23 protein-coding genes are annotated in these 24,128 nt (G+C 71.2%); 8 read left to right on the forward strand and 15 right to left on the reverse strand.

The window, feature by feature from the left end:
- Positions 1–28: 28 nt before the first annotated feature.
- The 8 genes from QEZ54_RS21090 to QEZ54_RS21125 form a co-directional block, all read right to left on the reverse strand.
- Positions 29–1,102, reverse strand: coding sequence for a cobalamin-dependent protein (locus QEZ54_RS21090; protein ID WP_281306400.1), 1,074 nt, complete (start codon positions 1,100–1,102; stop codon positions 29–31).
- Positions 1,099–2,784, reverse strand: a complete 1,686-nt coding sequence (locus QEZ54_RS21095) for a SpoIIE family protein phosphatase (protein ID WP_281306401.1) — start codon at positions 2,782–2,784, stop codon at positions 1,099–1,101. The genes QEZ54_RS21090 and QEZ54_RS21095 overlap by 4 nt, the downstream gene beginning before the upstream one ends.
- 271 nt (positions 2,785–3,055) lie before the next feature.
- Positions 3,056–3,535, reverse strand: a complete 480-nt coding sequence (locus QEZ54_RS21100; protein ID WP_281306402.1) for an SRPBCC family protein — start codon at positions 3,533–3,535, stop codon at positions 3,056–3,058.
- A 94-nt stretch (positions 3,536–3,629) separates the two neighbouring features.
- Positions 3,630–4,604, reverse strand: coding sequence for a calcium/sodium antiporter (locus QEZ54_RS21105; RefSeq protein ID WP_281306403.1), 975 nt, complete (start codon positions 4,602–4,604; stop codon positions 3,630–3,632).
- 272 nt (positions 4,605–4,876) lie between these two features.
- On the reverse strand, positions 4,877–5,647 hold the full coding sequence (locus tag QEZ54_RS21110) for an ABC transporter permease (RefSeq protein ID WP_281306404.1): 771 nt from the start codon (positions 5,645–5,647) through the stop codon (positions 4,877–4,879).
- The gene (locus QEZ54_RS21115; protein ID WP_281306405.1) at positions 5,644–6,372 is read right to left on the reverse strand and encodes an ABC transporter ATP-binding protein; all 729 of its coding nucleotides are present in this window, start codon (positions 6,370–6,372) and stop codon (positions 5,644–5,646) included. The genes QEZ54_RS21110 and QEZ54_RS21115 overlap by 4 nt, the downstream gene beginning before the upstream one ends.
- The gene (locus QEZ54_RS21120; RefSeq protein ID WP_281306406.1) at positions 6,369–6,932 is read right to left on the reverse strand and encodes a TetR/AcrR family transcriptional regulator; all 564 of its coding nucleotides are present in this window, start codon (positions 6,930–6,932) and stop codon (positions 6,369–6,371) included. Before QEZ54_RS21120 ends, QEZ54_RS21115 begins: the two co-directional genes overlap by 4 nt.
- Before the next feature lie 105 nt (positions 6,933–7,037).
- Positions 7,038–7,610, reverse strand: a complete 573-nt coding sequence (locus tag QEZ54_RS21125) for a TetR/AcrR family transcriptional regulator (protein WP_281306407.1) — start codon at positions 7,608–7,610, stop codon at positions 7,038–7,040.
- An 82-nt stretch (positions 7,611–7,692) separates the two neighbouring features.
- Here QEZ54_RS21125 and QEZ54_RS21130 point away from each other — a divergent pair, with 82 nt between their 5' ends.
- Positions 7,693–8,637 carry an SDR family NAD(P)-dependent oxidoreductase gene (locus tag QEZ54_RS21130; RefSeq protein WP_281306408.1) on the forward strand — a complete coding sequence of 315 codons (945 nt, stop codon included), beginning with the start codon at positions 7,693–7,695 and terminating at the stop codon, positions 8,635–8,637.
- Positions 8,638–8,823: 186 nt separating this feature from the next.
- Here the strand turns inward: QEZ54_RS21130 and QEZ54_RS21135 are convergent, their stop codons facing one another.
- Positions 8,824–10,233, reverse strand: coding sequence for a hypothetical protein (locus QEZ54_RS21135; RefSeq protein WP_281306409.1), 1,410 nt, complete (start codon positions 10,231–10,233; stop codon positions 8,824–8,826).
- A gap of 27 nt (positions 10,234–10,260) precedes the next feature.
- Positions 10,261–11,658, reverse strand: coding sequence for a hypothetical protein (locus QEZ54_RS21140; protein WP_281306410.1), 1,398 nt, complete (start codon positions 11,656–11,658; stop codon positions 10,261–10,263).
- Between the two features lie 154 nt (positions 11,659–11,812).
- Here QEZ54_RS21140 and QEZ54_RS21145 point away from each other — a divergent pair, with 154 nt between their 5' ends.
- The 4 genes from QEZ54_RS21145 (at position 11,813) to QEZ54_RS21160 (ending at position 15,089) form a co-directional block, all read left to right on the forward strand.
- Positions 11,813–12,277, forward strand: a complete 465-nt coding sequence (locus QEZ54_RS21145; protein WP_281306411.1) for a helix-turn-helix domain-containing protein — start codon at positions 11,813–11,815, stop codon at positions 12,275–12,277.
- Positions 12,278–12,372: 95 nt separating this feature from the next.
- Positions 12,373–12,885, forward strand: a complete 513-nt coding sequence (locus QEZ54_RS21150; protein ID WP_281306412.1) for an ImmA/IrrE family metallo-endopeptidase — start codon at positions 12,373–12,375, stop codon at positions 12,883–12,885.
- A complete protein-coding gene (locus tag QEZ54_RS21155; RefSeq protein WP_281306413.1) occupies positions 12,882–14,057 on the forward strand; it encodes an MAB_1171c family putative transporter in 1,176 nt (391 codons plus the stop codon). Before QEZ54_RS21150 ends, QEZ54_RS21155 begins: the two co-directional genes overlap by 4 nt.
- A 78-nt stretch (positions 14,058–14,135) precedes the next feature.
- Positions 14,136–15,089 carry a phosphatase PAP2 family protein gene (locus QEZ54_RS21160; RefSeq protein WP_281306414.1) on the forward strand — a complete coding sequence of 318 codons (954 nt, stop codon included), beginning with the start codon at positions 14,136–14,138 and terminating at the stop codon, positions 15,087–15,089.
- A gap of 3 nt (positions 15,090–15,092) precedes the next feature.
- On the opposite strand, the gene QEZ54_RS21165 is transcribed toward QEZ54_RS21160, so the two are convergent.
- Positions 15,093–16,724: a serine/threonine-protein kinase gene (locus QEZ54_RS21165; RefSeq protein WP_281306415.1), complete on the reverse strand. Its 1,632-nt coding sequence runs from the start codon at positions 16,722–16,724 to the stop codon at positions 15,093–15,095.
- Positions 16,725–16,926: 202 nt separating this feature from the next.
- Positions 16,927–17,406, reverse strand: coding sequence for an RICIN domain-containing protein (locus tag QEZ54_RS21170; RefSeq protein WP_281306416.1), 480 nt, complete (start codon positions 17,404–17,406; stop codon positions 16,927–16,929).
- 169 nt (positions 17,407–17,575) lie between these two features.
- Between QEZ54_RS21170 and QEZ54_RS21175 the strand changes: the two genes are divergently transcribed.
- The 3 genes from QEZ54_RS21175 (at position 17,576) to QEZ54_RS21185 (ending at position 21,279) form a co-directional block, all read left to right on the forward strand.
- A complete protein-coding gene (locus QEZ54_RS21175; RefSeq protein WP_281306417.1) occupies positions 17,576–18,589 on the forward strand; it encodes a carbohydrate binding domain-containing protein in 1,014 nt (337 codons plus the stop codon).
- A gap of 18 nt (positions 18,590–18,607) precedes the next feature.
- Positions 18,608–19,156, forward strand: coding sequence for an AAA family ATPase (locus QEZ54_RS21180; RefSeq protein WP_281306418.1), 549 nt, complete (start codon positions 18,608–18,610; stop codon positions 19,154–19,156).
- Positions 19,157–19,272: 116 nt separating this feature from the next.
- Complete coding sequence (locus QEZ54_RS21185; protein WP_281306419.1) at positions 19,273–21,279, forward strand: family 43 glycosylhydrolase; 2,007 nt, start codon at positions 19,273–19,275, stop codon at positions 21,277–21,279.
- 34 nt (positions 21,280–21,313) lie between these two features.
- On the opposite strand, the gene QEZ54_RS21190 is transcribed toward QEZ54_RS21185, so the two are convergent.
- The 3 genes from QEZ54_RS21190 to QEZ54_RS21200 are packed head-to-tail and all read right to left on the reverse strand — an operon-like array spanning position 21,314 to position 24,041.
- Complete coding sequence (locus QEZ54_RS21190; RefSeq protein WP_281306420.1) at positions 21,314–21,886, reverse strand: hypothetical protein; 573 nt, start codon at positions 21,884–21,886, stop codon at positions 21,314–21,316.
- Entirely contained in the window at positions 21,883–23,694 is a 1,812-nt protein-coding gene (locus QEZ54_RS21195; protein WP_281306421.1) for a M91 family zinc metallopeptidase, read from the reverse strand. The genes QEZ54_RS21190 and QEZ54_RS21195 overlap by 4 nt, the downstream gene beginning before the upstream one ends.
- A gap of 17 nt (positions 23,695–23,711) precedes the next feature.
- Positions 23,712–24,041: a hypothetical protein gene (locus tag QEZ54_RS21200; RefSeq protein WP_281306422.1), complete on the reverse strand. Its 330-nt coding sequence runs from the start codon at positions 24,039–24,041 to the stop codon at positions 23,712–23,714.
- Positions 24,042–24,128 lie beyond the last annotated feature (87 nt).

Here is a 24,128-nt window from a genome sequence, read left to right on the forward strand (position 1 = left end):
CGACGACCGTGCTGCCGTACGACGCGGCTCAGACCGCGGCGGCGGACTTCGGTGCCCCCGCCTCCAGGCCGGTCTCGTTCAGGCAGAGCCTGCCTGCGGCCAGGTAGGCCAACGCGCGCGGGAAGTCGTACAGCTCGCGCCGGTAGGTGTCGAGCACGCAGGCGACGGCGGACAGCGGCACCCGGCGGGTGGTCAGGACGGTGCCCATCCAGGACATGAACGTCGTGAACAGCTGCGGGTCGTCGACGAACAGCGCGGCGCACAGGAACTCGACGACCTGGTCCAGGTCGTACTCGGTCGCCTCGCGCTGGGCGTCGGTATAGCGGGCCACGGCGGGGATCCGCTGCGCCAGCTCCGCCATCGCGGTGGCGACCAGCTGCGGGCGGCGTTTTGCGATCAGCACGTGGTCGTCGTCGCTGACGAAGGATCCGCGCACCGCGCCCACGTCGCCGACCGCGGGTGACGGCCATGACCGCAGCACCTCGACCGCGTGCCGGGCGTCGGCGGCCACCCGGTCGGCGCCCAGCCGCGTGCCCCAGCGCGCGTCGGGGCCGAACCCGGCGCCGCCGGCCAGCACCGGAACGCCGGCATCCTGCGCGGCGACGATGACCCGCTGCGCGGAGGTCAGGCGGGTCGGCACCGAGCAGCTGACCGCGACGACGTCGGGCCCGTGCCGGTGCAGGTAGGAGACGAGGTGTGGGGTGGGCACGCTGGCGCCGAGGAACCGCACGTCCCAGCCGTCCCAGCGCATCACCTCGGCGAACAGCCGCGCCGGCAGCGCGTGCCATTCGCCGTCGACGCAGGCGACGACCAGCACACCGCGCCGGCCGGCGTGCTCGGCCCGGCGGCGGGTGGCCAGCGCCGCCACCACCTGGTCGCTGATGTGGGTGGCGGCGTGCTCCTGCGCCACGCTCCACTCGTTGCGTGCCCACAGGTCGCCGATTCTGGCCTGGGTCGGGACCACCAGGTCGAGGAGGATGTCCTGCGGTGCCACGTCGCGTTCGGACAGGGCGAGGGCGAAGTCGACGGCAGGGACCTCGGCACCGTGACCGACCAGTTCGAAGTAGTGCGCCCGGTCTTCGGCCGATACCGCGGCGGTCATGCCTGCCCTTCCAGGAGGTGAGAGGCGGGTGGCTGCACCTGGATCACCAGTACTGCCACGTCGTCCTGCAGCCGGTCGCGGGTCCAGTCGTTGACCCGCTGCGCCACCCGTTCGGCGATGACGGCCGCGGGGGTGCCCCGGTACGCGGAGAGCTCCTCCACGAGCCGGTCGATGCCGAAGAACGGTTGGCCGGACTGCCCGCGGGCTTCGGTGACGCCATCGGTGTACAGCACGATCGTGTCGCCGGGTCCCAGCACGATCTCGGTCTCGCCGAAGCGGGCCTGCTCGCTGACGCCGAGGGCCGTGCCGGTCACCTCGACGGGCACCGTCTCGCCGGTGGTCCGCAGCAGCAGCGGCGGGGGATGGCCGCCGGTGGCCAGCGTCACCGTGATGCCCCCGTCCGGCCCGGTGGCGATCTCGCCCACGATCAACGTCGCGAAGGTGGGGTCCGCGTCGACCATCGTGGCCCGGTTGAGCAGCTCCAGCAGGCGGGACGGGCGGGAGCCGGTCAGCCACAGCGCCTGCAGGCTCTGCCGGACGTTGCCCGAGCGGATGGCCGCCTCGATGCCCTTGCCGAACACGTCGCCGAGCACGAACAGCCACGTCATGCCGTCCGGTCCTGGGCGCAGCCCGTAGAAGTCGCCACTGATGCGCAGCCGCTCCCAGGCCGGCCGGTACGCCGCGCCGAGGAGCAGGCCCGGCACGCTGGGCAGTGCCGCGGGCTCAAGGCTGCGGCGCACCAGGTCGGCGGCGTCGGCCTGCGCCGTGTACAGGGCGCAGGCGCTGATCGCCGCACCGGCTCTGGCGGCGAACTGCCGGACGAGGTGGACCTCCGCGGACTCGAACGGCGCCCGCCCGGCATGGCGGGCCAGCAGCAGCGCACCGACCGGGGCCCCGTGGCCGGGCAGGGGAACGACCATCGCCGAGCCCACCGGCCCGAACCCTTCCGGGAGCAGGTCACCGACGTCGTCGCCCAGGCGCGGATCGTCCTGGACGGTGAGACCAGAAAGCGCCTGGTCAAGGGCGCTGTCCGGCGCCAGCTGCGCACGTGTCAGCGACCCGCTGGCCTCGGTCCGTTCGTCGTCGTCATCGACCCGGTACCACGGCAGCGTCCGGTCGTCGTCGAGTAGCACTACCGCGCAGTCGGCCAGCGCCGGGACGGTGAGCAGGGCCGTCGTCCGCGCGGCCCGGGTGCGGTTCAGCGACGAGCCCAGGCGCCGGCCCGCTTCGGCCAGGAATGCCGAACGCCACCGCTCGGCCAGCAGCGCGTCGATCCGCATGACCTGCTCGGTGACGTCACGGACGTACCAGGCGGTCCACTGCCCGGTGGTGGCGCCGCGGCCGTGCAGGCGTCTGTCGTGCACGTCGAGCTCGAACGTGCCGGGCGGTCCTTGCAGAACCTGGGCGAGGGGACCGCGGGGGACGGGGCGGCCGGCGCGTAGCTTGAGTGTGCGCTCGGCGGCGGTGTTGGCGATCCGGACGACGCCGCCGCGGTCCACCGCGAAGATCATCTCTTCGGAGCCGTTCAGGAGCAGCGCCCACAGCGGATCGACCGAGCCGTCGTCGTCGGCGCGGCCGGTCGCCTCAGCGGCGTCGGCTGTCACGGGATCGAGCAGGGGCGAAACCGGATGATCGCTCACCGCGGACGGCTGTGTCACCGCGGTCTTGATCTCGTCGCTCATGCCCCTACCCTGCCATGTCGCAGCGGCCGTGCCGAGATCCGCTGGTTTGCGAACATGTACCCCGTTCGCGGTGCGGTTAACTGTGACCTGGCCCACCCGGTCGCTGGTCGTCGGTTCGGGCAGCGTTGGGGCACAGCGGCTGCTCATGACCTGCGCGAGAACCCGCGCGGGCCCGGGGTGCAAGACGTGGGCCCAAGGTCTGGCCAGTCACGGCAGACCGCCCCCCAGCGCGGTTGAGCGCGACATCGACGATGTCGCGCTCAACCCGGTGTCACCGGGCGTCAGGCTGGGAGCCCGGTGCCGTGACGTTGCCGCGCCAAGCACCGGTCTCCTGACCGCGCTGCTCGATGAACTCCTTGAACCGCTCGGTGTCCTTCTTCACCTGGCGGCTGTCGGCTCCGACGGCACTGCCGACGTTCTCCACCAGGCCTTCCGGTTCCCAGTCCAGTTGCACGGTCACCCGGGTGTCGCTGTCGCCGAGCCGGTGGAAGGTGACCACTCCCGCGTGCCGGGTGTCACCACTGGTGCTCTTCCAGGCGATGCGCTCATCGGGGTGCTGCTCGGTGATCTCGGTATCGAACTCGCGTTTGGCGCCTGCGACGCTGACGACCCAGTGGCTGTGGATATCGTCGATCTGCCTGATCGACTCCACCCCGCCCATGAAGTTCGGGAACGACTCGAACTGCGTCCACTGGTTGTAGGCGGTGTGCACGGGGACGTGCACGTCGACTGATTCGGTCACGGTGCTCACGGCAACCTCCTGTAAATCGGGCAAAATTCCGATACCCGATGTACTGGGCTACGAAACTGCCCGCAGGCTGTTCCGCCTGCCCGGTTCCTACTGTTCAGAAGGTCAGCAGTAGCGGCAGGGTGAGGCAGTAGGCGCCCAGCAGCACCAAGCCGTCGACGCGGGTCAGGCGCAGTCCGCGCCGCAGCAGCGCCCATGCCAGCAGCGCGGTGAACAGCATCGCCGACAACAGTGGCAGCGTGGTCGTGCCCGGTCGGTCGGTGCCGGCGGCGAAGCCGATGAACGCGCCGCCGGCGAGGCTGTTGAACAGGTTGCTGCCGAACAGGTTCCCGACGACCAGGTCGGTCTCGCCACGGCGCTGGGCCTGGATCGTGGTGACCAGCTCCGGCAGCGACGTGCCCAGCGCCACCAGGGTGAACCCGACGATGATCTGCGGTACGCCGAGCTGTTCGGCGATGGTCGAGGCGTTGGCGACCAGCAGCTGCGCACCGGCCAGCACCCCTGCCAGGCCCAGGACCGTCCGGACCGGCTCGATCCAGCCGGCCGGGCGCTTGGCGGCCGCGACGACCGCCGCCCCGCCTTCGGCTTCGAACTCGGCGACTTCGGCGGTGAGTTCCTGGTTGCCGCCGCTTCTGGCCCAGCGGACGAGGACGAACAGCGCGCCGGCGGCACATGCGGTGAGCAGCAGCGCGGTCAGCGGCGACAGTCCGGTATAGGCGGCAACGGCGAACACCAGCACCGACCCGACCGCAAGGGGCACCTCCCGCCGGATCACCGTCGAGGCCACCGCGAACGGGGTGATCAGGGCGGCCACGCCGAGGATCAGCGTCAGGTTCAAGATGTTGGAGCCGACGATGTTGCCGACGGCGATGCCTGTGTCGCCGCGCGCCGCGGCCAGCGCGGACACCAGGAACTCCGGGGCGCTGGTGCCCAGCCCGATGACGACGACACCGACCACGACCGGGCTGATCCGCATCCTGGCGGCCAGCCGCGACGAACCGAGCACCAGGTGGTCGGCGGCGAAGGTCAGCAGCACCAGACCGGCGACGGACAGCAGAGCTTCAATGATCACGGCGTGCTCCACCACGGGTTGAGGAACGGGGCATTGCTCGCCGACCAGACTTCCCGGCACACCGGCCCACACCGTAGCGCACACATGCCCGGCGGCGGGCACCCCACGCGAGGGTCTGCGGAAACGGTGACGCCCGGATCCTCCGCGGCGACCTCGTCGACCAGCCGTGCAGCAGCGGATCCTGCTGCCGGCAAAGCGGGACGGCCAGCCGCGGCACCTGCGTGCCGGGCAGCGCCGCGGACGGCGCAGCATGCTCGTCGACCGACGCTCAGTTACCGATCGAGCTGCAGGCGGTGCCAGGCGTGCAGCGTCAGCCCGCCGAAGAGCAGCGGAAAGAACGCCGCGAACAGCAGCTCGGCCCCACCCACCGTCGCGGGAAGCAAGGCCCACAACGCCGGTGCCGCTGGCGGGAACCAGCCGCCGCCGGCACCGGCCACGACGACTATCTGGGTGACCGCCATCAGGCCGACGATGGTCGCTATCGCGGGGAGCAGCCCGCGGCCGAGGGTCGCGGCCCAGGCCGCCGGAACCGCCAGTGCCGCGGTCATCACGGCTAGGGCGAGCAGACGACCCAGACCTGCCACGTCGCCGGGCTGCGGCAGCTGACCCGTGACGGCGAACCCGACCAGTCCGACGGCCAGGGTCAGCGCCACCGCGGTCGCCGCACCCCATAGCAGGAACACGACGAGCTTCGCCAGAGCAAGCGCGGGCCGGGTGACGGGTAGGCCGAACAGGCCGGTGACGGTGCCGTCGGTGAACTCGCGGCCGAACATCCAGCTCAAACCGACCCCGTAGGCCAGTAGCCCGGCCGCGGCGGTGACCTGCGTGGCCACATTCAGCACCGCCGGCCACCCACCGGTGGCAGCCAGCGGCCCGAGCTTGGCCGCCAGCTGCTCGTTGCCACTGCCGGCAGCCGCTGTCGTGGCCGCGGCCAGCGCGGCGACGCCGACGATCAGCAGGATCGCGGAGCTGGTCAGCACCCGGGACGCTGCTGCTTTGCGGCCCTCGACCGCGACGGCGGTCGCGAGCATGGACAGGTTCACCGCACGCTCCGATCGTGGCACGTGTCGTCGGCGTGGACGAGCGCGAAGAACGACCGTTCGATGTCGACGCCCCGCGGGTCCAGCGTCCCGATCACGCGGCCGGCGTTGATGACGGTGATGCGGTGCGCCACCCGCGCCACTTCGTCGAGATGGTGGCTGGACACCAGCACCCCGGCGCCCTCGGCGGCGCGCCGTACCAGGGCCTCGCGCAGCAGGATGACACCGGCCGGGTCCAGGGCGTTGGTGGGCTCGTCAAGCACCACGACCCGGGGGTGGTGCTGCAGCGCGGCGGCCAGGCCGAGGCGCTGCCGGTTGCCCAGCGACATCCGGCGTGCCCGCACGGCGGCGTAACGGGTGAGGTTCAGCTCGGCCAGGACATCGTCGACCATCCGCGCCGCTCGCCCGGCGTCGGCGCCGTGCAGGCGCGCGGCCAGCATCAGGTTCGCCCGCCCGTCCAGCTCGCCGTAGGCCAGGGGAGTCTCCACCAGATGTCCGACGTTCGACCAGTCAGCGGTTCTCAGCGGCTGCCGGTCGATGTGTACGGTGCCCGCGGTGGGCCGCAGCATACCGAGCAGCAGCCGCATGAGCGTGGTCTTGCCCGCGCCGTTGAGGCCCACCAGGGCGTGGATCTCGCCCGCGGTCACGTCGAAGTCGATGCCTTGAACCCCGGCGCCGCCGCTGAACAGGCGCGTCAGGCCGCACACCTCGATGCGGGCTGCCGTCATCGCCGTCCCTCCAGTGTGTCCAGCGCCGCCGACACCACGTCGGTCAACGCGACGCCGTCGCGCTGGGACCAGTCCAGCAGCGCCGCGGTGATGCCGGCCAGCACCGCGGCGGCCGCCACCCGCGCCGAACCCGGATCGGCGCCGTCGGCCACGAGCTGATCGACGAGTATCTGCTCGGTGGCGGCATTGTTGGCTGAGATCGCGGCCCGCAGCGGCGGCGTGGCCGCCGCGATACGCACCCGCCGCCGGACGGTGGTGCTCTCCGGCTCCGGGAGCCGGCCCCAGGCGGCGCGCAACCCGGCGACCGCTCTGGCCAGTGGCGCCATCGTCCGGGGCTGGGCCGCTACGGCGCCGGCGATCACCGGGTCGTACGGATCCTCGACCACCAGGCGATCCTTGGCCGCGAAGTGGCGGAAGAACGTCATCTCAGTGACCCCGGCAGTCGCGGCGATCTGGCCGACAGTCGTGCGCTCGTATCCCTGCCGCTCGAACAGATCCAGTGCGCACTCCAGCAGGAGCATGCGGGTACGGCCGCGGCGGCCCCCCGGTTCGCTGTCCACCACCCCACCGTAAATGTTAGTCACTAACATTTCAATCTGCGGCTCGGGTTGCGCTTTCCCGCCGCCGTGGTTTCAGGGAAGTGGCGGACGGGCGCCCGCCTGAAGTCATGCCTGGCCGGTGCGGATGCCGTCGAGCAGTACCCGCAGGTACCGGTCGATTCGTGCGGTCGGATCGTCGCCGATCCGCAGGGCGAACGCGGTGCCGCATACCAGGTGGTGCAGGTCGTCGTCGGTGAGGTCGGGGCGCAGGGAATGTGCCTGTCGCGCGCGTTCGAGCACGGCGCGGGCCGATGTCCGGAACGCATCGCGGTGCGCGGTGGTGAGTGCGGCGGCGTCTTGATCCGGACCGGTGGAGATCACTTCCGCGAACGCGGGGTCGGTCAGCTGCCGCAGGAGCAGCGCGCGCAGGAGGACCTCGACCCCGGTCCAGGGGTCGTCGTGCCGACTCGCGTCGCGAGCTTCCTCGATCAGAGTGGTGAAGGCGTCGTCGGCGAGGGCCTCGACCAGGGCCCGTCGGGTCGGGAAGTGCCGGTAGACGGTACCGACGCCCATCCGTGCCCGGCGGGCGATGTCGTTGAGTTGCAGGGCGAGATCGCCTTCGGCCATCGCCAGGCGTGCTGTGGCCAGGACCTGGTCGCGGTTGCGTGCGGCGTCGGCGCGAAGCGGCGGAGTCACCACGCCAGTCTACCTAACCGGATTGACAATCCGCTTCGGCTGCCCTTCAATCGGATAAGTAATCCGCTTAGCGCTGGGAGCACTTATGGATCACGCAGACTGGACGCTGGCCGACCTCAACGACCAGACCGGCCGCACCTTCGTCGTCACCGGCGCCAGCAGCGGCCTCGGTGCGGCGATCACCCGCCACCTCGCCGCCAACGGCGGCCGCGTCATCATGGCCGTCCGCGACACCGCCAAGGGCGGCCACGTCCGTGACCGGCTGATCGCCGACCAGCCCAGAGCCGATCTCCAGGTCCGTCGCCTGGACCTGCTCGACCTCGACACCGTGCACGCGTTCGCCGACGACCTGCGTACCGACGCCGTCACCGTGGATGCGCTGATCAACAACGGCGGCATCGGCAACGTGCCGCGACGGCTCAGCCCGCAGGGCGTCGAGAGCCAGCTGGCCACCAATCACCTCGGGCACTTCGCCCTCACCGCACTGCTGATGGAGCGGCTGAGCGCGGGGCGCGACCCGGTCGTGGTGACGGTCGGCTCAGGCCTCTACCGCCTCGGCCGCCTGGACCCCGACGACCTCGCCGCCGAACGCGGCTACTCGCCCGGCCGCGCCTATGCCCGGTCCAAACTCGCCAACGTGCTGTTCGCCCTGGAGCTCGACCGCCGACTGCGCGACGCCCGATCGCCGGTGCGCAGCCTGCTCGCCCATCCCGGCATGGCCAAGACCGGCCTCGACCGCGACGCGCCGCCACTGGACCGCGCAGTCAGTACGCTGCTGGGACTCGCCCTGCGCCGGCCCGTCGACGAAGCCGTCGCCCCGATCCTCTACGCCGCCACCGAAACCGCCGCCCCCACCGGCCGCCACATCGGCCCGGGCCGCCCCTTCGGCCCCGCCCGGCCGACGTTCGAGAAACTCTCCGGCGCGGCCACTGACCCCGACCTTGCGCGACACCTGTGGTCACGATCCGAGGCGGTCACCGAAGTCGCCACCTGGCCGATACCGCACCGGCTCTCGCGTTCGCAGAAGTGATCTTCACGGTATGGTCCGTCGACCCCAGGTGACGGGGCGATGCCACGACCCTGGCGCTACGCACGAGATACGCGCGGTGGTAGCGGCGGATGAAGGCCTCCGGTCGACCGCGGGCGTCAGCAACCCGCGGTCGACCGGAGGCCTTCTGCCAGTGCTCAGCGTGATCAACCCTGACGGGCATCGCGGCTAGGCGGCGCCGATGGTGTTGGCGGTTGACCAGGGGCCGCCGTTGCCGTACCAGTAGCGGGTGCTGCCGCCGGTGGAGTTGGCGAAGACGTACAGGTTGCCGCCGAAGACGGCGCCGCTCAGGCCCCGGTTGCTGCTGCCGGACGAGCCCGGGACGGTGTTGAGCCCCGACCACGGGCCGCCGTTGCCGTACCAGTACTTGACCGTGCCGTCGGACGCGGTCGCGAAGAGGTACAGGTTGCCGGCGAACACCGCGGTGGCCACGGCGCTGTCGCCGCCGGACCCGGGCACGGTGTTGGCCGCCGACCAGGGGCCGCCGCTGCCGTACCAGTACCGCACGCTGCCGGTGGAGGTGGTCGAGAACAGGTAGAGGTTGCCGCCGAAGACCGCGCTCGCGATCTTGGCGGTGCCGCTGGAGTCGGGGACGGTGTTGGCCGCCGACCAGGGGCCGCCGCTGCCGTACCAGTAGCGGACCGCGGTGCCGGTGGTGGCGACGCTGAAGATGTACAGGTTGCCGCCGGAGACGGCGCTGGCCAGGCTGCCTGCGGCGTAGGTGCCCGCCGAGCCGGGCACCGTGTTCGGGCCGTTCCAGGGGCCGCCGTTGCCGTACCAGTAGCGGACCTGGCCGTCGGCGGTGGTGGTGAAGACGTAGAGGTTGCCGCCGAAGACGGCCGCCACCGGGTCGGTGCCGGAGTCGCCCGACCCTGGCACGGTGTTGAGGCCCGACCAGGCGCCGCCGCTGCCGTACCAGTACTTGATGCCGCCGTCGGCGGCGCGGACGAACTTGTAGAGGTTGCCGGCGAACACCACGGAGCCCTGCGAGGAGCCGCTGGGGACGTAGCCGGGGTACCACTCGTCGGGTCGGGGGCTGGTGGTGAACCACGTGGTCTGTTGGAGCGCGCCGGCCCAGGAGAAGGCGAAGTGGACGTGGTCGGTGTGCGGGTTGTCGCCGGTGTAGGCGTGCCAGGTCTTGTCCGCGGCGTACATGTTGATGATCCGCTTGTTCCAGATGACGTAGGCGATGCCGAGGCGGCGGGCCATGGCGTGCTGGTTGCCGGCGTCGTCGGTGGCGAACATCCAGTCGAGCATCGTCTGGACCCGGGCGACGTCGGCGGGGTTGGACGTGTAGTTGGTCCAGTCCCAGGCCCGTCCTTCCATGTGCTCGTAACCGGTGCAGGCCACGATGCCGCTGTCGCCGCCGCCGAGGCGGCTGAGCGTCATGTCGCGGAACGCCACCACGCCTGGTTTGGCGTATTTGGAACTGGTGCAGTCCGCGGCGGCGACGTAGGGCTGGTAGGGGTCGACGGCGGGCAGGCTCGCCCGCGCCGGTGACGCGGTGATGAGGGTGCCGAAGGCGGCCGCGAGCAGCGTGGCGGCGACGGCGACCCGACGGGTGATGCCGGTACGCATGATGGTCTGCCTTTCCTGGGGGAGGGGTCAGGGGTTGGTGGTGCCGGTGGTGTTCGCGGCCGACCAGGGGCCGCCGTTGCCGTACCAGTAGCGGACGGTGCCGCTGGTGGTGGTGGCGAAGAGGTACAGGTTGCCGCCGAAGACGGCGCCGCTGAGCCCGCGGCTGGAGCTGCCGCTGGAGCCCGGCACGGTGTTGGCTGCCGACCAGGGGCCGCCGCTGCCGTACCAGTAGCGGACCGTGCTGTCGGCGGCGGTGGTGAACAGGTAGAGGTTGCCGGCGAAGACGGCGCTGGCCAGGGCGCCGCTGCCGGACGAGCCGGGGACGGTGTTGGCGCCCGACCAGGGGCCGCCGTTGCCGTACCAGTAGCGGACGCTGCCGCTGGTGGTGGTGGCGAAGAGGTACAGGTTGCCGCCGAAGACCTGGCTGGTCAGGCCGCTTCCGGTGGCGGTGCCCGCGGATCCGGGGACGGTGTTGGCGCCTGACCAGGGTCCGCCGCTGCCGTACCAGTAGCGGACCGTGCCGTCGGCGGCGGTGGCGAAGACGTAGAGGTTGCCGCCGAAGACGGTGCTGGACAGCGAGGTGCTGCCGCCAGAGCCGGGCACGGCGTTGGGGCCGGTCCAGGGGCCGCCGTTGCCGTACCAGTACCTGATGCCGCCGTCGGCGCCGGTGGTGAAGACGTAGAGGTTGCCGCCGGAGACGGCTGCGACGGGGTCGCCGACCGAGCCCGCGGCGCCGGGCACGGTGTTGGGGCCGCTCCAGGGGCCGCCGCTGCCGTACCAGTACCGCAGTGTGCCGTCGCCCGCCCGGACGAACTTGTACAGGTTGCCGCCGAACACGACCGAGCCCTGGGAGGACAGCGCGGGCGCGGCGGCCGTGATCGCGGCGACGATCCGTTCGGCGTCGGCGACCTGCACCTGGTAGCGGTCCGGGTACGCCGAGACCTGCACCGCCTGGCACACCTCGCCGATCGGCATGGTCTGCCAGGCGAAGGTGAGCATCTTGTTGAGGAACGCGCTGGTCGCCCAGGCCGGGTCCATCCGCTGGTCGAACGTGCCCCAGCTGGCCCGCTGCTGGAAGAGCCCGACGCTGTCGAAGTCCTCCTGGTTGGGGTTGTTGCGCAGGCTGGACTCGACGATCGAGGTGGTGACGGCGATGACCGAGGCGCGGGTGGGCAGGCCGCGGCCGGTCACCGCGCCGATGATCGCCCGGGCGCAGGAGACCCGGTAGGCGGTCATCGCGTTGCGCAGACTGTCGGTGAGCACGCCGTTGAGCTGGGTCGCCAGCGCTGTGTCGGTACTGGTCACGGTGCCGCAGGAGTAGTCAGGCAGGGCGGCGCGGGCCGGGGTGGGGGTTGTCAGGAGCGCGGCGGCGGCCGCGATAATGATCGCGGCCGCGCAGAACGCGGGTCTGAGGCGCGTGAGCATGGGGGTGTCCGCTTTCGGGGTGGGGTGAGCAGGCACGCGGCAAGGCGTGGGGACTGTAGGCAAGGCCGTCTTGCCGAGTGTTGCCTATAGGCAACACCGGTAATCTAAGGGTTCGACCGCCATCGTTGTCAACCGATTCGCGAGAGGAGTTCTGGTGAACGACAGTTCCGAACCTGCCCTCAGGCGGACATTCGCGGACAAGCTCAACCATCTATTCGAGACCGTTCACGGACCCGATCGCCGCCCCTACAGCAACCGCCAGGTCGCCGAAGCCGTCAACAGCAGGGCTGCCGCCACCGACGGGCCCACCATCGACCACAGCTACCTGTCCAAACTCCGCGCCGGCGGACGGGCCAAGCCCTCCTTCGACGTCGTCGAGGCCCTCGCCGCGTTCTTCGGCGTCAAAGTGGACTACTTCGGCGACGACGAGACCACCGCGCGGATCGACGCGCAGCTCGCCCTGCTCGCGGCCATGCGCGATGCCGGCGTACGCGACCTCGCCCTGCGCGCCGCGGGGCTGTCCCCCCAGGGGCTCGACACCGTCACCGCCCTGCTCGACCAGGTGCGCCGCTATGAAGGCCTCGCCCCCGCCGACGACGGGCCGACCCCGCCCGCCTGATCGTCCACCCGCGACGGACATCGACGGATTCGGTTAGAGTTCGACAGGCCGGGGAAGCGGTCTCCACCCCGGGGCCACACGGGGGAGCCACCGCGATGAAGCACGTCCGTGCACTGTGCAGGCGCATCATGAACGGGCCGCCGCCCGTCACCGACATCACCGGATTCTGCGCCCGCCTCGGCGACCTGCGCCGACGCCCGATCCTGCTCCTGCCGTTCGCCGCCGCCGCCGACGCCCCCACCGGCCTGTGGGTGAAAGGGCGACTCCAGGACTACGTGTTCTACCAGTCCGGCACCCCGGCCATGCACCAGGAAGCGATCATCTGGCACGAGCTGGCCCACCTCGTCCTGGACCACCCCGGCCCCGCCATGGACGCCGACGCCGCGCGGCTGCTGCTGCCCGACCTCGATCCCGCCGTCGTCATCCGGATGCTCGGCCGCGGCTCCTACCGCCAGGACATCGAACGCGAAGCCGAGGAACTCGCCTCGCACCTGCTGCTCGACTTCGCCGACCACCGCCGCCGCGCCAGCCGGGCCGGCAGCCGCGCCGACCCCGTCACGGAGCGGCTCAAGACCGCCCTCAACTACACCGACGACACCCTCGCATGACCAACTACATGCAGGACACGTTCAACATCGTCGCCATCCTCATCCTGGCCGCGGTCGTCACCGTCAGGCTCCACGCGCTCATCCGGCGCCCCCGCACCGCCGCGACGCACACCACGACCGTGCTGATGCTGGCCCTCGTCGGCGTCCACCTCGTCGGCAACCTCGACATCTACGCCGCCATCGACGCCGCGACCGGCATCCCGCACCTGGCCCAGCTCCTCCTGGACTGCCTCGGGCTGGTCGCCGCCGGCACCGCCCAGATCTGGGTGCTGCAATGGGCGAGCCACCCCGACCACGTCGGCGAACGCAGCCGCATCCGCCTGCTCGTCCTCGTCGCGGCGATCGCCCTGCTCGTCGTCTTCTTCGCGCTCGCCCCGATCGACCGCGAAGTGCCGCAGTTCGCCGACGTCTACGCCCGCGCCGCCTGGATGCGCCCGTACTACGCCGTCATGCTGGCCACCACCGGTTTCACCCAGGCCGAGATCGTCTACGCGTGCCTGCGCCACGCCACCGTCGTCGACCACCGCAGCATGCGGTACGGCTTGCGGCTGATGGCCGCCGGCAGCGCCTTCGGGCTGCTGTTCATCACCAACAAGGCCCTGTTCACCCTGGGCGGCACTGTCGGCCTCACCCCGCCCTGGTCCAACGCCCTGGTCACCCGCGTCACCCAGGCCGGCATGTTCTACCTGCTGCTCGTCGGCGCCACCTGCTCCACGTGGGCACCTCGCCTCTCGGGGTGGTGGAGCCTGCGCCGGCAGTACCGGCAGCTGTATCCGCTGTGGCTGGCGCTGCACCGCGCGTTCCCGCAGTCCACCCTCGACCCGCAGCCGTCACCGCTGGCCCTGGCCCTGCGGCCGCAGGCCCTGCGCCCGAGCAACCTGCGCTACCGGATCACCCGCCTGGTCATCGAGATCAACGACGGGCGCCTGCACCTGCGCCCCTACCTCACCACCGCCGCCCAGCGGATCGGCCAGGCGCGCACGGTGCCGCTCGACCCCACCGACCCGCCGGCGGCCGAAGCCGCCCTGCTCAGCCGGGCGCTGCGGGACCGGGCCGCGGGACGTCCCGTCGATCCGGACGCGCCCGCACCGGAAACGGCTGGCCGGGCCGACCTCGATGCCGAGATCGCATTCACCACGCAGGTAGCTGTCGCCTTCGCCCGACTCAGCTGACTCCGAGCAAGGGGCCTGCGCGCCGCGTTCGCGATGTTGCGTCGTTTCAGATGGCGAATGGCTGGGTAAACGGGGCAGGTGCGTACATCGCTTCCGGTCGCCGTGCGGCCGCGAACCGTGGCCGCAACGCACCGGCGTACGGTCCGGCCGCTGGACATCGTCTTCTTCGGCTACCTCGCCGCCGCCGGTACGACGGTCGCGCTGTGCCACCAGCGGGTGCCGCACTGGTGGGCCTACCTGGCGGCGTATGCCGCCACGGCCGTCGCGGCCGCCGCACTGATCGCCGCCCACGTCCGCCGCCCGCGCAGCCGTCCGCTCACCGCGCTGCGGCTCACCTACCCGGTCATCGCCGCGCCGGTGTGCTACACCATGGTCGGCGGCACCGCGCTGGCCGTGCACGGGCGGTTCCTCGACGACGAGATGAACCGGGCCGAGGTCGGGCTGTTCGGGGGCCACCCGGCGCTGTGGCTGGGCGCGGCGGCGTCCCGCCCGCTCACCGAGCTGGTCTACGCCTGCTACATGAGCTACTACCTATACATCGTCGTCCCACCACTGCTGCTGCTCGCCCGCCGCCGCCATGCCGACCTCGAACGCCTGGTCACCACCGTCGGCCTCGCCGCCTACCTCTGCTACCTCGGCTTCCTCGCGGTGCCGGTACGCGGCCCGGCCTACTCGCTGGCCGATCAGCTCGAGCCCGCGACTCTGCCGGGCTACGTCCTGGCGCCCGCCCAGCAGCACCTGATGGCACTGGCGGATCCGGTCGGCACGTGCTTCCCTTCGGCACATGTCGCCGTGGCGTGGGCGGTCTCGTTCACCGCGGCCCGGATCTGGGGCAGGCGGGTGCTGTACCCGCTGCTGCCGCTCACCATCGGGCTCACCGTCGCCACCGTCTACACCCGGTACCACTATGTCGCCGACGTGCTCGCCGGCCTGCTCGTCGCACTCGCCGCATACGCCCTGGTCGCCTATGTGTGGCGACGCCGCGGCCCAGGCCCGGACGTCTACGGCCCGAGCCGCGCCGACGGAAGCTGACCCTCACACCGGATTGGGCTGGAAGCTCGCCGTGATCAGGGCGAATTCGTCGAGGTTGTCGTTCCACCGCGACTCGGGGGTGGACCAGTAGATGGCGTGCGCCTGCTTCGGCCCGGTCACGAACCCGCGGTTGATCACATGTACCCGCCCGGATCTGCTGCGATAGGTGAACTCCCAGTCCGCGCAGGCGATGAAGTAGTCGACGCTGATGATGTGTATCCGCTGGTAGTCGTCCCAGTCGCCGGCGGCGGTCCGGCGGGCCTCCTGGCGTTTCCAGTCCGCGACGGGGTCCTTCTTCGGGCTGTCGGACTGGTCGACGAGTAGCAGCCGTCCGCCGTCGGGCTCCGTGAAGCGCACGATGGTGCCGTCGCGGGTGACCTTCCAGCCGATCGGCACGGCGACCGCGAAGCCGGTGCGGTCGCGGTAGAGGTGCCAGCCGCTCGGCAGTACCGAACCCGCTGGTGATGGCGATGGCAGTGCGGTAGGCGTGGGCGACGGGCTGGACGAGGCTGCCGCCGAGGAGGCGGCGGTCGCCGATGGCGACCCGTCGGCGGCGGCAGTGCCGCGTGGCTCGCTGTTCAGCCGCGGCACGATCGCGGCCGCCAGCACGGCCAGCACCACCGCTGCCACGGCGCCCAGGGCCATGGCGCGCCGCTTGCGGGAGCGTGCCACCGGTGCTGCGCCCGTCGCGGGCGGCACCGCGGCAGCGCCGACGGCCCGCTCCGCGGAGCTGGTCGCGGAGCGCGGCGCGGGCGTGGCGGCACGTCCTGGCGCGAACGCCCCCGCGACGCCCTCGGGGCGCTTGCCACCGCGCTGACCGGCCGACAGCCGCCGCAGCAGCCGCTCGGCCTCGGCCGCGCCCATACGCTGGCGCGGATCCCTGCGCAGCAGGCCCTCCAGCAGCGGCTTGAGGGGTCCGGCCAGCCGCGGCGGGGGCGGCTCCTCGGTGGCCAGGGCGGCGAGCGTGGCCATCGCGTTCGGCCGGGCGTACGGCGACTGGCCCTCGACCGCGGCATACAGCGTCGCGCCCAGCGACCACAGGTCTGCGGCCGGTCCGACCTCGCCGCCCTCGACCCGTTCGGGGGCGATGTAGGACGGCGAGCCGAGGATGAGTCCGGTACGGGTGACGGCAGGGTCGCCAGGCAGCGTGGCCAGGCCGAAGTCGGTGAGCACCACGCGGCCGTCGTCGTCGAGCATGACGTTGGCCGGTTTCACGTCGCGGTGCAGCATGCCCGCACCGTGCGCGGCCCGCAGCGCGGCCAGCACGCCCAGCCCGACGGCGGCGACCTTCGCCGGGTCGAGCCGCCCCTGTTCGGCCAGCAGCGCGGCGAGGGACCTTCCGCGTAGGTACTCCATCACTATCCAAGGCCGACCGTCGACGGTGACGACGTCGAAGATGTGTACCACGTTGGGATGGCTGAGCCTGGCGATCGCGCGTGCCTCGCGCAGCGAGCGCGCGTTCATCTCGGCCCGCTCGTCCTCGGTCAGTCCGGCCGGAGGCACGACCTCCTTGACCGCGACGTCGCGGTGCAGCGTCTCGTCGCGGGCCAGCCAGACCACGCCCATCCCGCCCTGGCCGAGGGGCTGGAGCAGCCGATACCGGTCAGCGATGACAAGTGATGGCACAGCGGGCACGGGGGGACACTACCCAGGCGCGCACCGGCTCACACCAAGGCGGGGCAACAGAGTGTGATCCGCATTCGGATGGGCATGGGGCGGGCCGCGACGCGGTAATGGCATGCCAAGCCGACGATTGACACCACTGACGACGACCTCGGCTCCTGCGGCGCGCGCTGAGAGCCGAGGCCGTCGCTACGGGAGGGTCACCCGTAGGCGGTTACCACCACCATTTCTGGCCAGGAGCGCCACTGCATGTGTTCTGGTAGGCCCCGGCGAAGTCGGCGGTGCTGAAGACCTCTATGCACTTGCCGGTCAACCTGTTGGCGATCAGCCCGTTGTACGGGTTGAAAGTCCAGAGCTGGTTGCTGCCGCCGTGGCAGGCGTACTGCCCGAGCTGCACGTAGTCGTTCCCGTTCGACCAGGGCACCTCCAGGCACTTGTTGCTGTTGACGTTCACCACCCAGCCGGTCTGCGTGTCGTAGTTCCACTGCTCGACGGGACCGCCGTAGCAGTAGTACTGGCCCGCCGGCGCGAAGTCGGCCGTCGACCCGTAGCTGATCTCCAGGCATCTGCCGGACCACTGGTTCTGGATCAGCCGGTGCCATCCCTGGCCGGCCGACGCCGCGTTAGGCGTCAGCACCACGGCCATCAGCGCGACGACCGCTGCGGCCACCCACTTGCCGAATCTGTTCTGCATGTCCGCAGAGTCGGTCCGGTCTCGCGGCAATGCCAGCGACGGTCGATGATCCGACGGCCCCGGTGGGGTGAGTCGGCGCTGATCACCCGAAAGTGTTCATTGACGCGTGCGGATTGCACCACTAATGTGCCTCGCAATTAGGCAAGAAACCTAACAGCTTGGAGTGGCCATGCGGCGGTTCCCCGTCATCGCGGCGCTGGCCGGTGCGGCCCTGATCGGTCCGGTGCCGGCCCATGCCGCAGAGCCGAACCTGGTGGCCAACGGCTCGTTCGAGCAGGCGCGATACTCCGATCACGCCACCGTCGGGGGGTGGAGCTGCGAGCCCGGCACCAGCCAGTTCGGACCGGCGCACACGGGCGCGCGCTCGCTGAGCGGCACACCTACCGAGTCCAGCCAGGCCCGCTGCACGCAGACCGTGCCGGTCCAGCCGGGGGCGACCTACACCCTGACCGCCTGGGTGCGCGGCGGCTACGCGTTCCTCGGCCACGACCAGGGCATGGCATGGGCGCCGCCGGGCACCGGCTGGACACAGCTGTCGACCAGCTTCACGGCGACCGGTGACACCGCCCGGATCTACCTGCACGGCTGGTACGCGCAGGCGCCGTACCAGGCCGACGACGTCGTACTGAGCGGACCGGACAGCGCCGTGCGCGCGCCGGTGGCGCCGGAGGGACCTATCCCGGACGAGACGACCAGCCACTCGGTCCGGCTGAGCTGGATCGGCTCGCCGGGCGCCGGCTCGTACCGGATCTACCGCGACGGGACGCTGCTGCGGACGGCCAGCGGCACGAGCGAGGTCGTCGACGGGCTGGTGCCCGGCACCGGGTACGAGTTCCGGATCAGCGCGGTGAACCGGGCCGGGCAGTCGGCGCTGACCGCACCCGTGTCGGTCAACACGGCGGCGGCGCAGGCCCAGGCGCCGCCGCCGACCCGGATGCTGGTCGCCACCCCGCACGCGTACGACGTATGGCTGGCCTGGGAGGCGGTGCAGCCCGCCACGGACGGGTACCGGATCTACCGCGACGGTCAGCCGGTCGGCTGGTCGTACGGGCCCGCGTTCACCGCGACCGGGCTGCGGCCCGGCACGTCGTACACGTTCGAGGTGACCGCGCTGAACTCGGCGGGGGAGTCGGTGCGCTCGGCGCCGGTGCGGGCCATGACCTGGCAGCTGCCACTGACCTGAGGCGGGCAGACTTGCCTGATGCGGCGATACATCATCACCGGCGCGCCGGGCGCGGGCAAGACGACGGTCCTGGGCGCGCTGCGCGAGCGCGGCTACGCGGTGATCGACGAGGCCGCGACCGAGGTGAACGTACGCCTGCAAGCCCTGGGCCGCGATGAGCCCTGGCGCGATCCGGGGTTCATCGACGCGATAGCGCTCCTGCAGCGGGAGCGCCTGGAGCAGGCCGCACCGTCGGCGGCCGGGGTCCAGCTCTTCGACCGGTCGCCGATCTGCACGCTGGCGCTGGCCCGCTACCTCGGGTCGCCGGTGACGCCGGTCCTGGCGGCGGAGGTCGAGCGCATGGTCGGGGAGCGGACGTATCAGCCGCGGGCGTTCTTCGTGCACCTGCTCGGGTTCATCACGCCGACGGCCGTGCGCCGGATCAGCCTGGCCGAGTCGGTCGAGTTCGAGCGTTTCCACCGGCAGGCCTATCTGGAGTGCGGCATCGAGTTGGTCGACGTGCCCGCCGCAACCGTCGAGCGGCGGGCGGCGCTGATCGACGGGCACATCCGGGCCTGGGCCGAGTAGTCCACCGAGCCGTGGCCGTGGCGGGCCGTTGACAGCCGGGAAGTCCAGACCTAACTTGAACGCACTGCCAATGAATGAAACGTTTCAATACTTCGACCGCCGAGAGGAAGCCACCGATGCGACGACCCGCGTGCCTCGTCACGCTCCTGCTGCTCGTATCAGGACTGACCGGCGTCACCGCCAGCCCGGCGGCGGCCGCCTACACCACCACCATCGTCAACTTCGACCCGGCCGGAAACCAGGTCACCCGCTACGACGTGGGCGGCAACGCCGTCGACGCGCACGACGGCGACCTCGCCCTCTTCAACGGCCGCTACTACCTCTACGGCACCAGCTACGACTGCGGGTACGCCCTGTCGACCACCGGCACGCCGTTCTGCGGATTCAAGGCGTACAGCTCCACCGACCTGGTGGGCTGGACCGACGAGGGGTACCTCTTCGACGCCGCGAACACGCTGTGGCAGGGCAGGTGCGCCCCGCCGCGGTACGGCTGCTACCGCCCGCACGTCGTGTTCAACGCCGGGACCGGCCGGTACGTACTGTGGATCAACAGCTACGACAACGCCAGCGGCTACCACGTCTTCACCTCCGCGACGCCCACCGGACCGTTCACCGAGACCGCCGAGCCCACCATCGCCCTCATGGGCACGCCCGGCTCCTTCGTCAACGGCGACCACGACCTGTTCATCGACGACGACGGCACCGCGTACCTGGCCTACACCGACATCCGCAGCGGCCACGACCAGATCATCGAGCGGCTCAACGCGGCCTACACCAGCGGCACCGGCAGCTACACCCGGCTGAACTCGCTGCACACCGAAGCACCGTCGATGTTCAAGCGCGACGGCGTCTACTACTACGTCTACGGGCCGACCTGCGCCTACTGCACCGGCACCCAGACCTGGGTCAAGCGCGCCTCCGCACCGCTGGGCACCTGGTCGGCCCCGGTCAGCGTCAACGCGAACTCCTGCGGCGGGCAGCCGTCACTGGTCGCCGCGATCCCGACCACCACCGGCACGTCCTGGCTCTACGGCAGCGACCTGTGGAACGGGCAGAACAACGAGGCACTGGCCAACTTCCACTGGGCACCGCTGACCTTCGCCGCCAACGGCGACGTCCAGCCGTTCACCTGCCAGAACACCGTGGTGCTCGCGCTCGCGACCGGCTCCGCCTCAAGCGCGGCACCCGCGGCGGACCGGGACCAGTCCAGCGGAGCGGCGGGCCGTTTCCGCACCTGGTGCGACATCCGCGCGGGCGGCCTGCGCCGGATGCAGATCTTCGTCGCCGGACGCAGCGGGACGCTCACGGGCGCCTCGTACACCACGTTCCAGCAGGGCAACCCCAACGCGGGCCTGCAGGTGAGCATCGTGTCGGTCAACGCGGGACTCCAGCCCGGCACCACGCTGGCCACCACCACGGTGCCCGCGTCGTCGGTCGGCTGGGCGCCGCGCAACGTGACGGTCTTCCCGAACATCGCGGTCACCGCGGGCGTCCGCTACGGCATCCTGGTGCAGTCGACGGCGACCTCCGGGTGCTACGGCCTGACCTACGACGACGCGGCGCCGTATCCGGGCGGCGGTGAGGCGTACAGCAACGACGACGGCGCCTCCTGGACCGCCGAGTCGAACCGGACCTCGAAGTTCGAGACCACCATCGGGGCCACCAACACGGCGGCCGGCGGAGCGCGGACGTCGAGCAGCTCGGCGGAGTTCTCCGGCTGGGGCCTGGCCATGGTCAACGACGGGCTGAGGACCTCGACACCCACCTCCATGGGCTGGTCGTCCAACGCCGACCTGGGCGCCAACCACCAGGAATGGGTCCGGGTGGATCTCGGCGCCCTGCGCTCGGTCGAGCGGGTGACACTCTATCCGCGAGCCGACGCGGGCAATGCCGGCCAGGGCTTCCCGGCGGACTTCCGGGTCGAGGTGTCCAGCAACGGCAGCACGTGGTCGACGGCGACGGTGCGGGTCGGCTACCCCGCCCCGGGCGGCGCGTCGGCGCAGCAGATCGTCTTCGGTGCGCAGAGCGCGCGGTACGTCCGGGTGGTGGGCACCAGCCTGCGCAACACGAACCCGAACGATCCCACGTACCGGATGCAGTTCGCGGAGCTGGAGGTCTACTGACCGGACCGACCAGCACCCGCGCACGGCCGTGGGCTCACGGCACCCGGTACGGCTCGCCGCAGGCGATGGTCTGCGGGCTGCCGGGCGGATAGAGCCCGTCGGCCGTGCGCGGGTGCTCGTCGGTCACCTCGGTGAACCCGACGCAGAACACCACCGTCCGGCCGCTCAGCGGGATCGGCGTGTGCTGGGCGGACACCGGATGGTCAGGCTCCACCTGCAGCGGCACCCGGAAACTGTCCGACCTGCTGGAACCCGGTTCGAGCAGGGAGCCGCGGATGCGTTCGGTGGGCTCCCGGACGCCGCCGCATTCGCTGGTGCCGGGGGTCTGGCAGGCGTGGATGATGCTCCGGGAGAACTCGATCACGCCGTCGTCGCGGACGCTGATCTCCGTCGGCCCTCGCGACCAGCCCGGTCGCTGCGGGTCGGTCCAGCCCCCGTCGTAGACCACCACCGGGACGTCGGACCGGTTGGCCAGCGTGTACTCGACCGAGACCTGCCCGCCGCCGGTGGCGGTGCGCACGGTCAGGTCCAGGTCGGGATCGCCTGAGCAGGCGGCCAGTGTCGCCGCGACGAGCAGCAGGGCGGCGGCGCGGCGCGGGCGGGTCACCAGCCGTCTCCCGGGTAGGTGGCGTAGGTGTCGCGCTCCTGCATGCCCATCTCTTTGCGCAGTCCGTTCTCGGTGTACTGGATGGGGTGGTCGGGGTCGAGCTGGTCCGGTGTCGCGGGGTCGCCGTCGTGGTCGAAGGGAAGGCCCGCCGCCTGCCGTTCGCCCTTCCTGATGCCGTCGTCGGGCCCGCCGGTGATCGTCTCGTCCTGGAAGGTGTCGTTCCAGTAGTCGTAGACGTGCCCGAGCTCGTGGTAGAGCACCACCGACGGCCGGCCCCGCTCGGAGTCGAAGGTGAACCCGGGGTTGTACTGGATGACGGAGTCGGAGTTGGCGAGCTTGTGACCCTTGTTGGCGTAGCCGTTCTCGTCGGTGAGCTCCTTGATGGTCAGGGTGTTCTCACCGAGCCAGAAGTTCGGGTCGCGCTTGTCCTCGAGGTTCTCCAGCATCTGCTGGCCGGTGGGTGAGGCCCGGTACATGTCGAGGTCGGCCAGCACCCGCTCCTTGAACTCGTCGGAGCCCTCGATCTTGATGAACTGCGCCTTGTCGCTGATCTCGACCTTGACGTCCGAGGTCACGCCGTCGACCGTGTCCTCGTCCTGGCGGTAGGCGGTGTCGGCGCCGCCGCCGGCGATGATGCTGTCCTTGCCGTGCCCGCCGTAGTAGACGTCGTCGCCGGTGCCGCCGGCCAGCCGGTCGTCGCCCTGGCCGCCGGAGAGCACATCCTTGCCCGCCCCGCCGTAGACCGTGTCGTTGCCCTTGGCGCCTTCGAGGTAGTCGTCGTCCTCGCCGCCGGACATCTGGTCGTCGCCGCCCAGCCCGTACAGGGTGTCCTGGCCGGAGCCGCCGGAAAGGACGTCGTTGCCGTCCTGGCCGTCGATGTAGTCGATGCCGGAGCCGCCGGAGACGTAGTCGTCGCCGCGGCCGCCGTAGAGATCGTCGGTTCCGTGCCCGCCGAAGATCTTCTCGCTGCCGTCGCCGCCGCGGATGGTGTCGTTGCCCGCTCCGCCGAGCAGCGTGACGCTGATGTTGGAGCCCTTCGGCACCTCGATGGTGTCGTTGCCCTCGCCGCCGCGGATGGTGACCGGGGTGCCCGGCGGGTAGTAGTGGTCCGCGCCGTCGACGGTGATGATGACGTCGCCGGTCCGCGGGTCGATCCGGACCTTGACGTTGTTGTCCCCGGTGCCGGTGTTCACGACCGCCCGCCCGTCGACCATGATCACCGAGACGCCGTCGGTCGCCTCCGGCGGCAGCGTGAACGGGTCGGTCGTGCCCGCGACGACCGTGCCCCAGTCGACCGCGATGCTGTTCCAGCCCGCGTGGTCGAACCCGCTGAGCTGCTGGGCCAGGGCCTGTTCCAGCTCGCTGCGCAAGGTGCCGGCCTCGGCGATGGCGCCGATGATCAGCTTCTGCTCCTGCTCGCTGCGGGGATGGAACGTGCCGCCGACGTCGCGGAACCGCACCTTGGCGTACTCGGCGTCGAGCGCCCCCTGGTAGCGCTGGAGCAGCCCGGCGACGCCGTCGAGGTGACCGGCCAGCTTGTCCGCGTTGGCCTGCAGCGCGTCCACACTGGAGACCAGCTTCGTCTTGTGCGCCACGTAGCTGTCGCGGGCCGGGCCCGACCACTGGGAGCCCACCAGGTTCTTGGCGTCGGTCTCGAGGTCGTCGCCCAGCGTCGTGGCGGACTTGCCGAACCGCCGCCACGCCGACGCGGCGCTGCTGATCCGGCCCGGATTCGCGTGCAGTTGCCAGGTCGACTCGGCCGCCGTGATCGGCGGGAAGTACTCCTGGTCCTCCGGTGGGACTCCCATCGGCGACCTCCCCGTGGTCAGATCGGAATGTTGGGGTACTGCCGCCGCAGCTTGCGCGCGGCTTCCTCGTCGGCCTGCTGGTAGGCGAACGCCACCCGCAGCAGGCTCTCGTTGTCGACCTCCAGCACCGCCCCCAGCCGCTCGGCCGCCGTGCCCGCGATGCCCTCCACCCCGTGGTAGGCCTCGCTCAGGCTGCCGGCGCTCGCCACGTTGCCGAAGTCGGCGGTGGACAGCACCGTGTCCGCCCTGGCGGCGCGCAGCGCCGCCGCGAGATCCTGCGAGCCGTCCAAGCAGGACTGCGCGACCCTTGCCAGCTCGACGGGATCGGCCCGTACCTCCCCGCTCATGCAGGCACCCTACCTCGACACCGCACCGTGCTCTACCTCCTCACCGGACGGGGCGGCCGCGCGGTGGACCCCGCGGGCATCCGAGAT

It is taken from the genome of Catellatospora sp. KI3, assembly GCF_029948125.1.
GTDB lineage: Bacteria > Actinomycetota > Actinomycetes > Mycobacteriales > Micromonosporaceae > Catellatospora.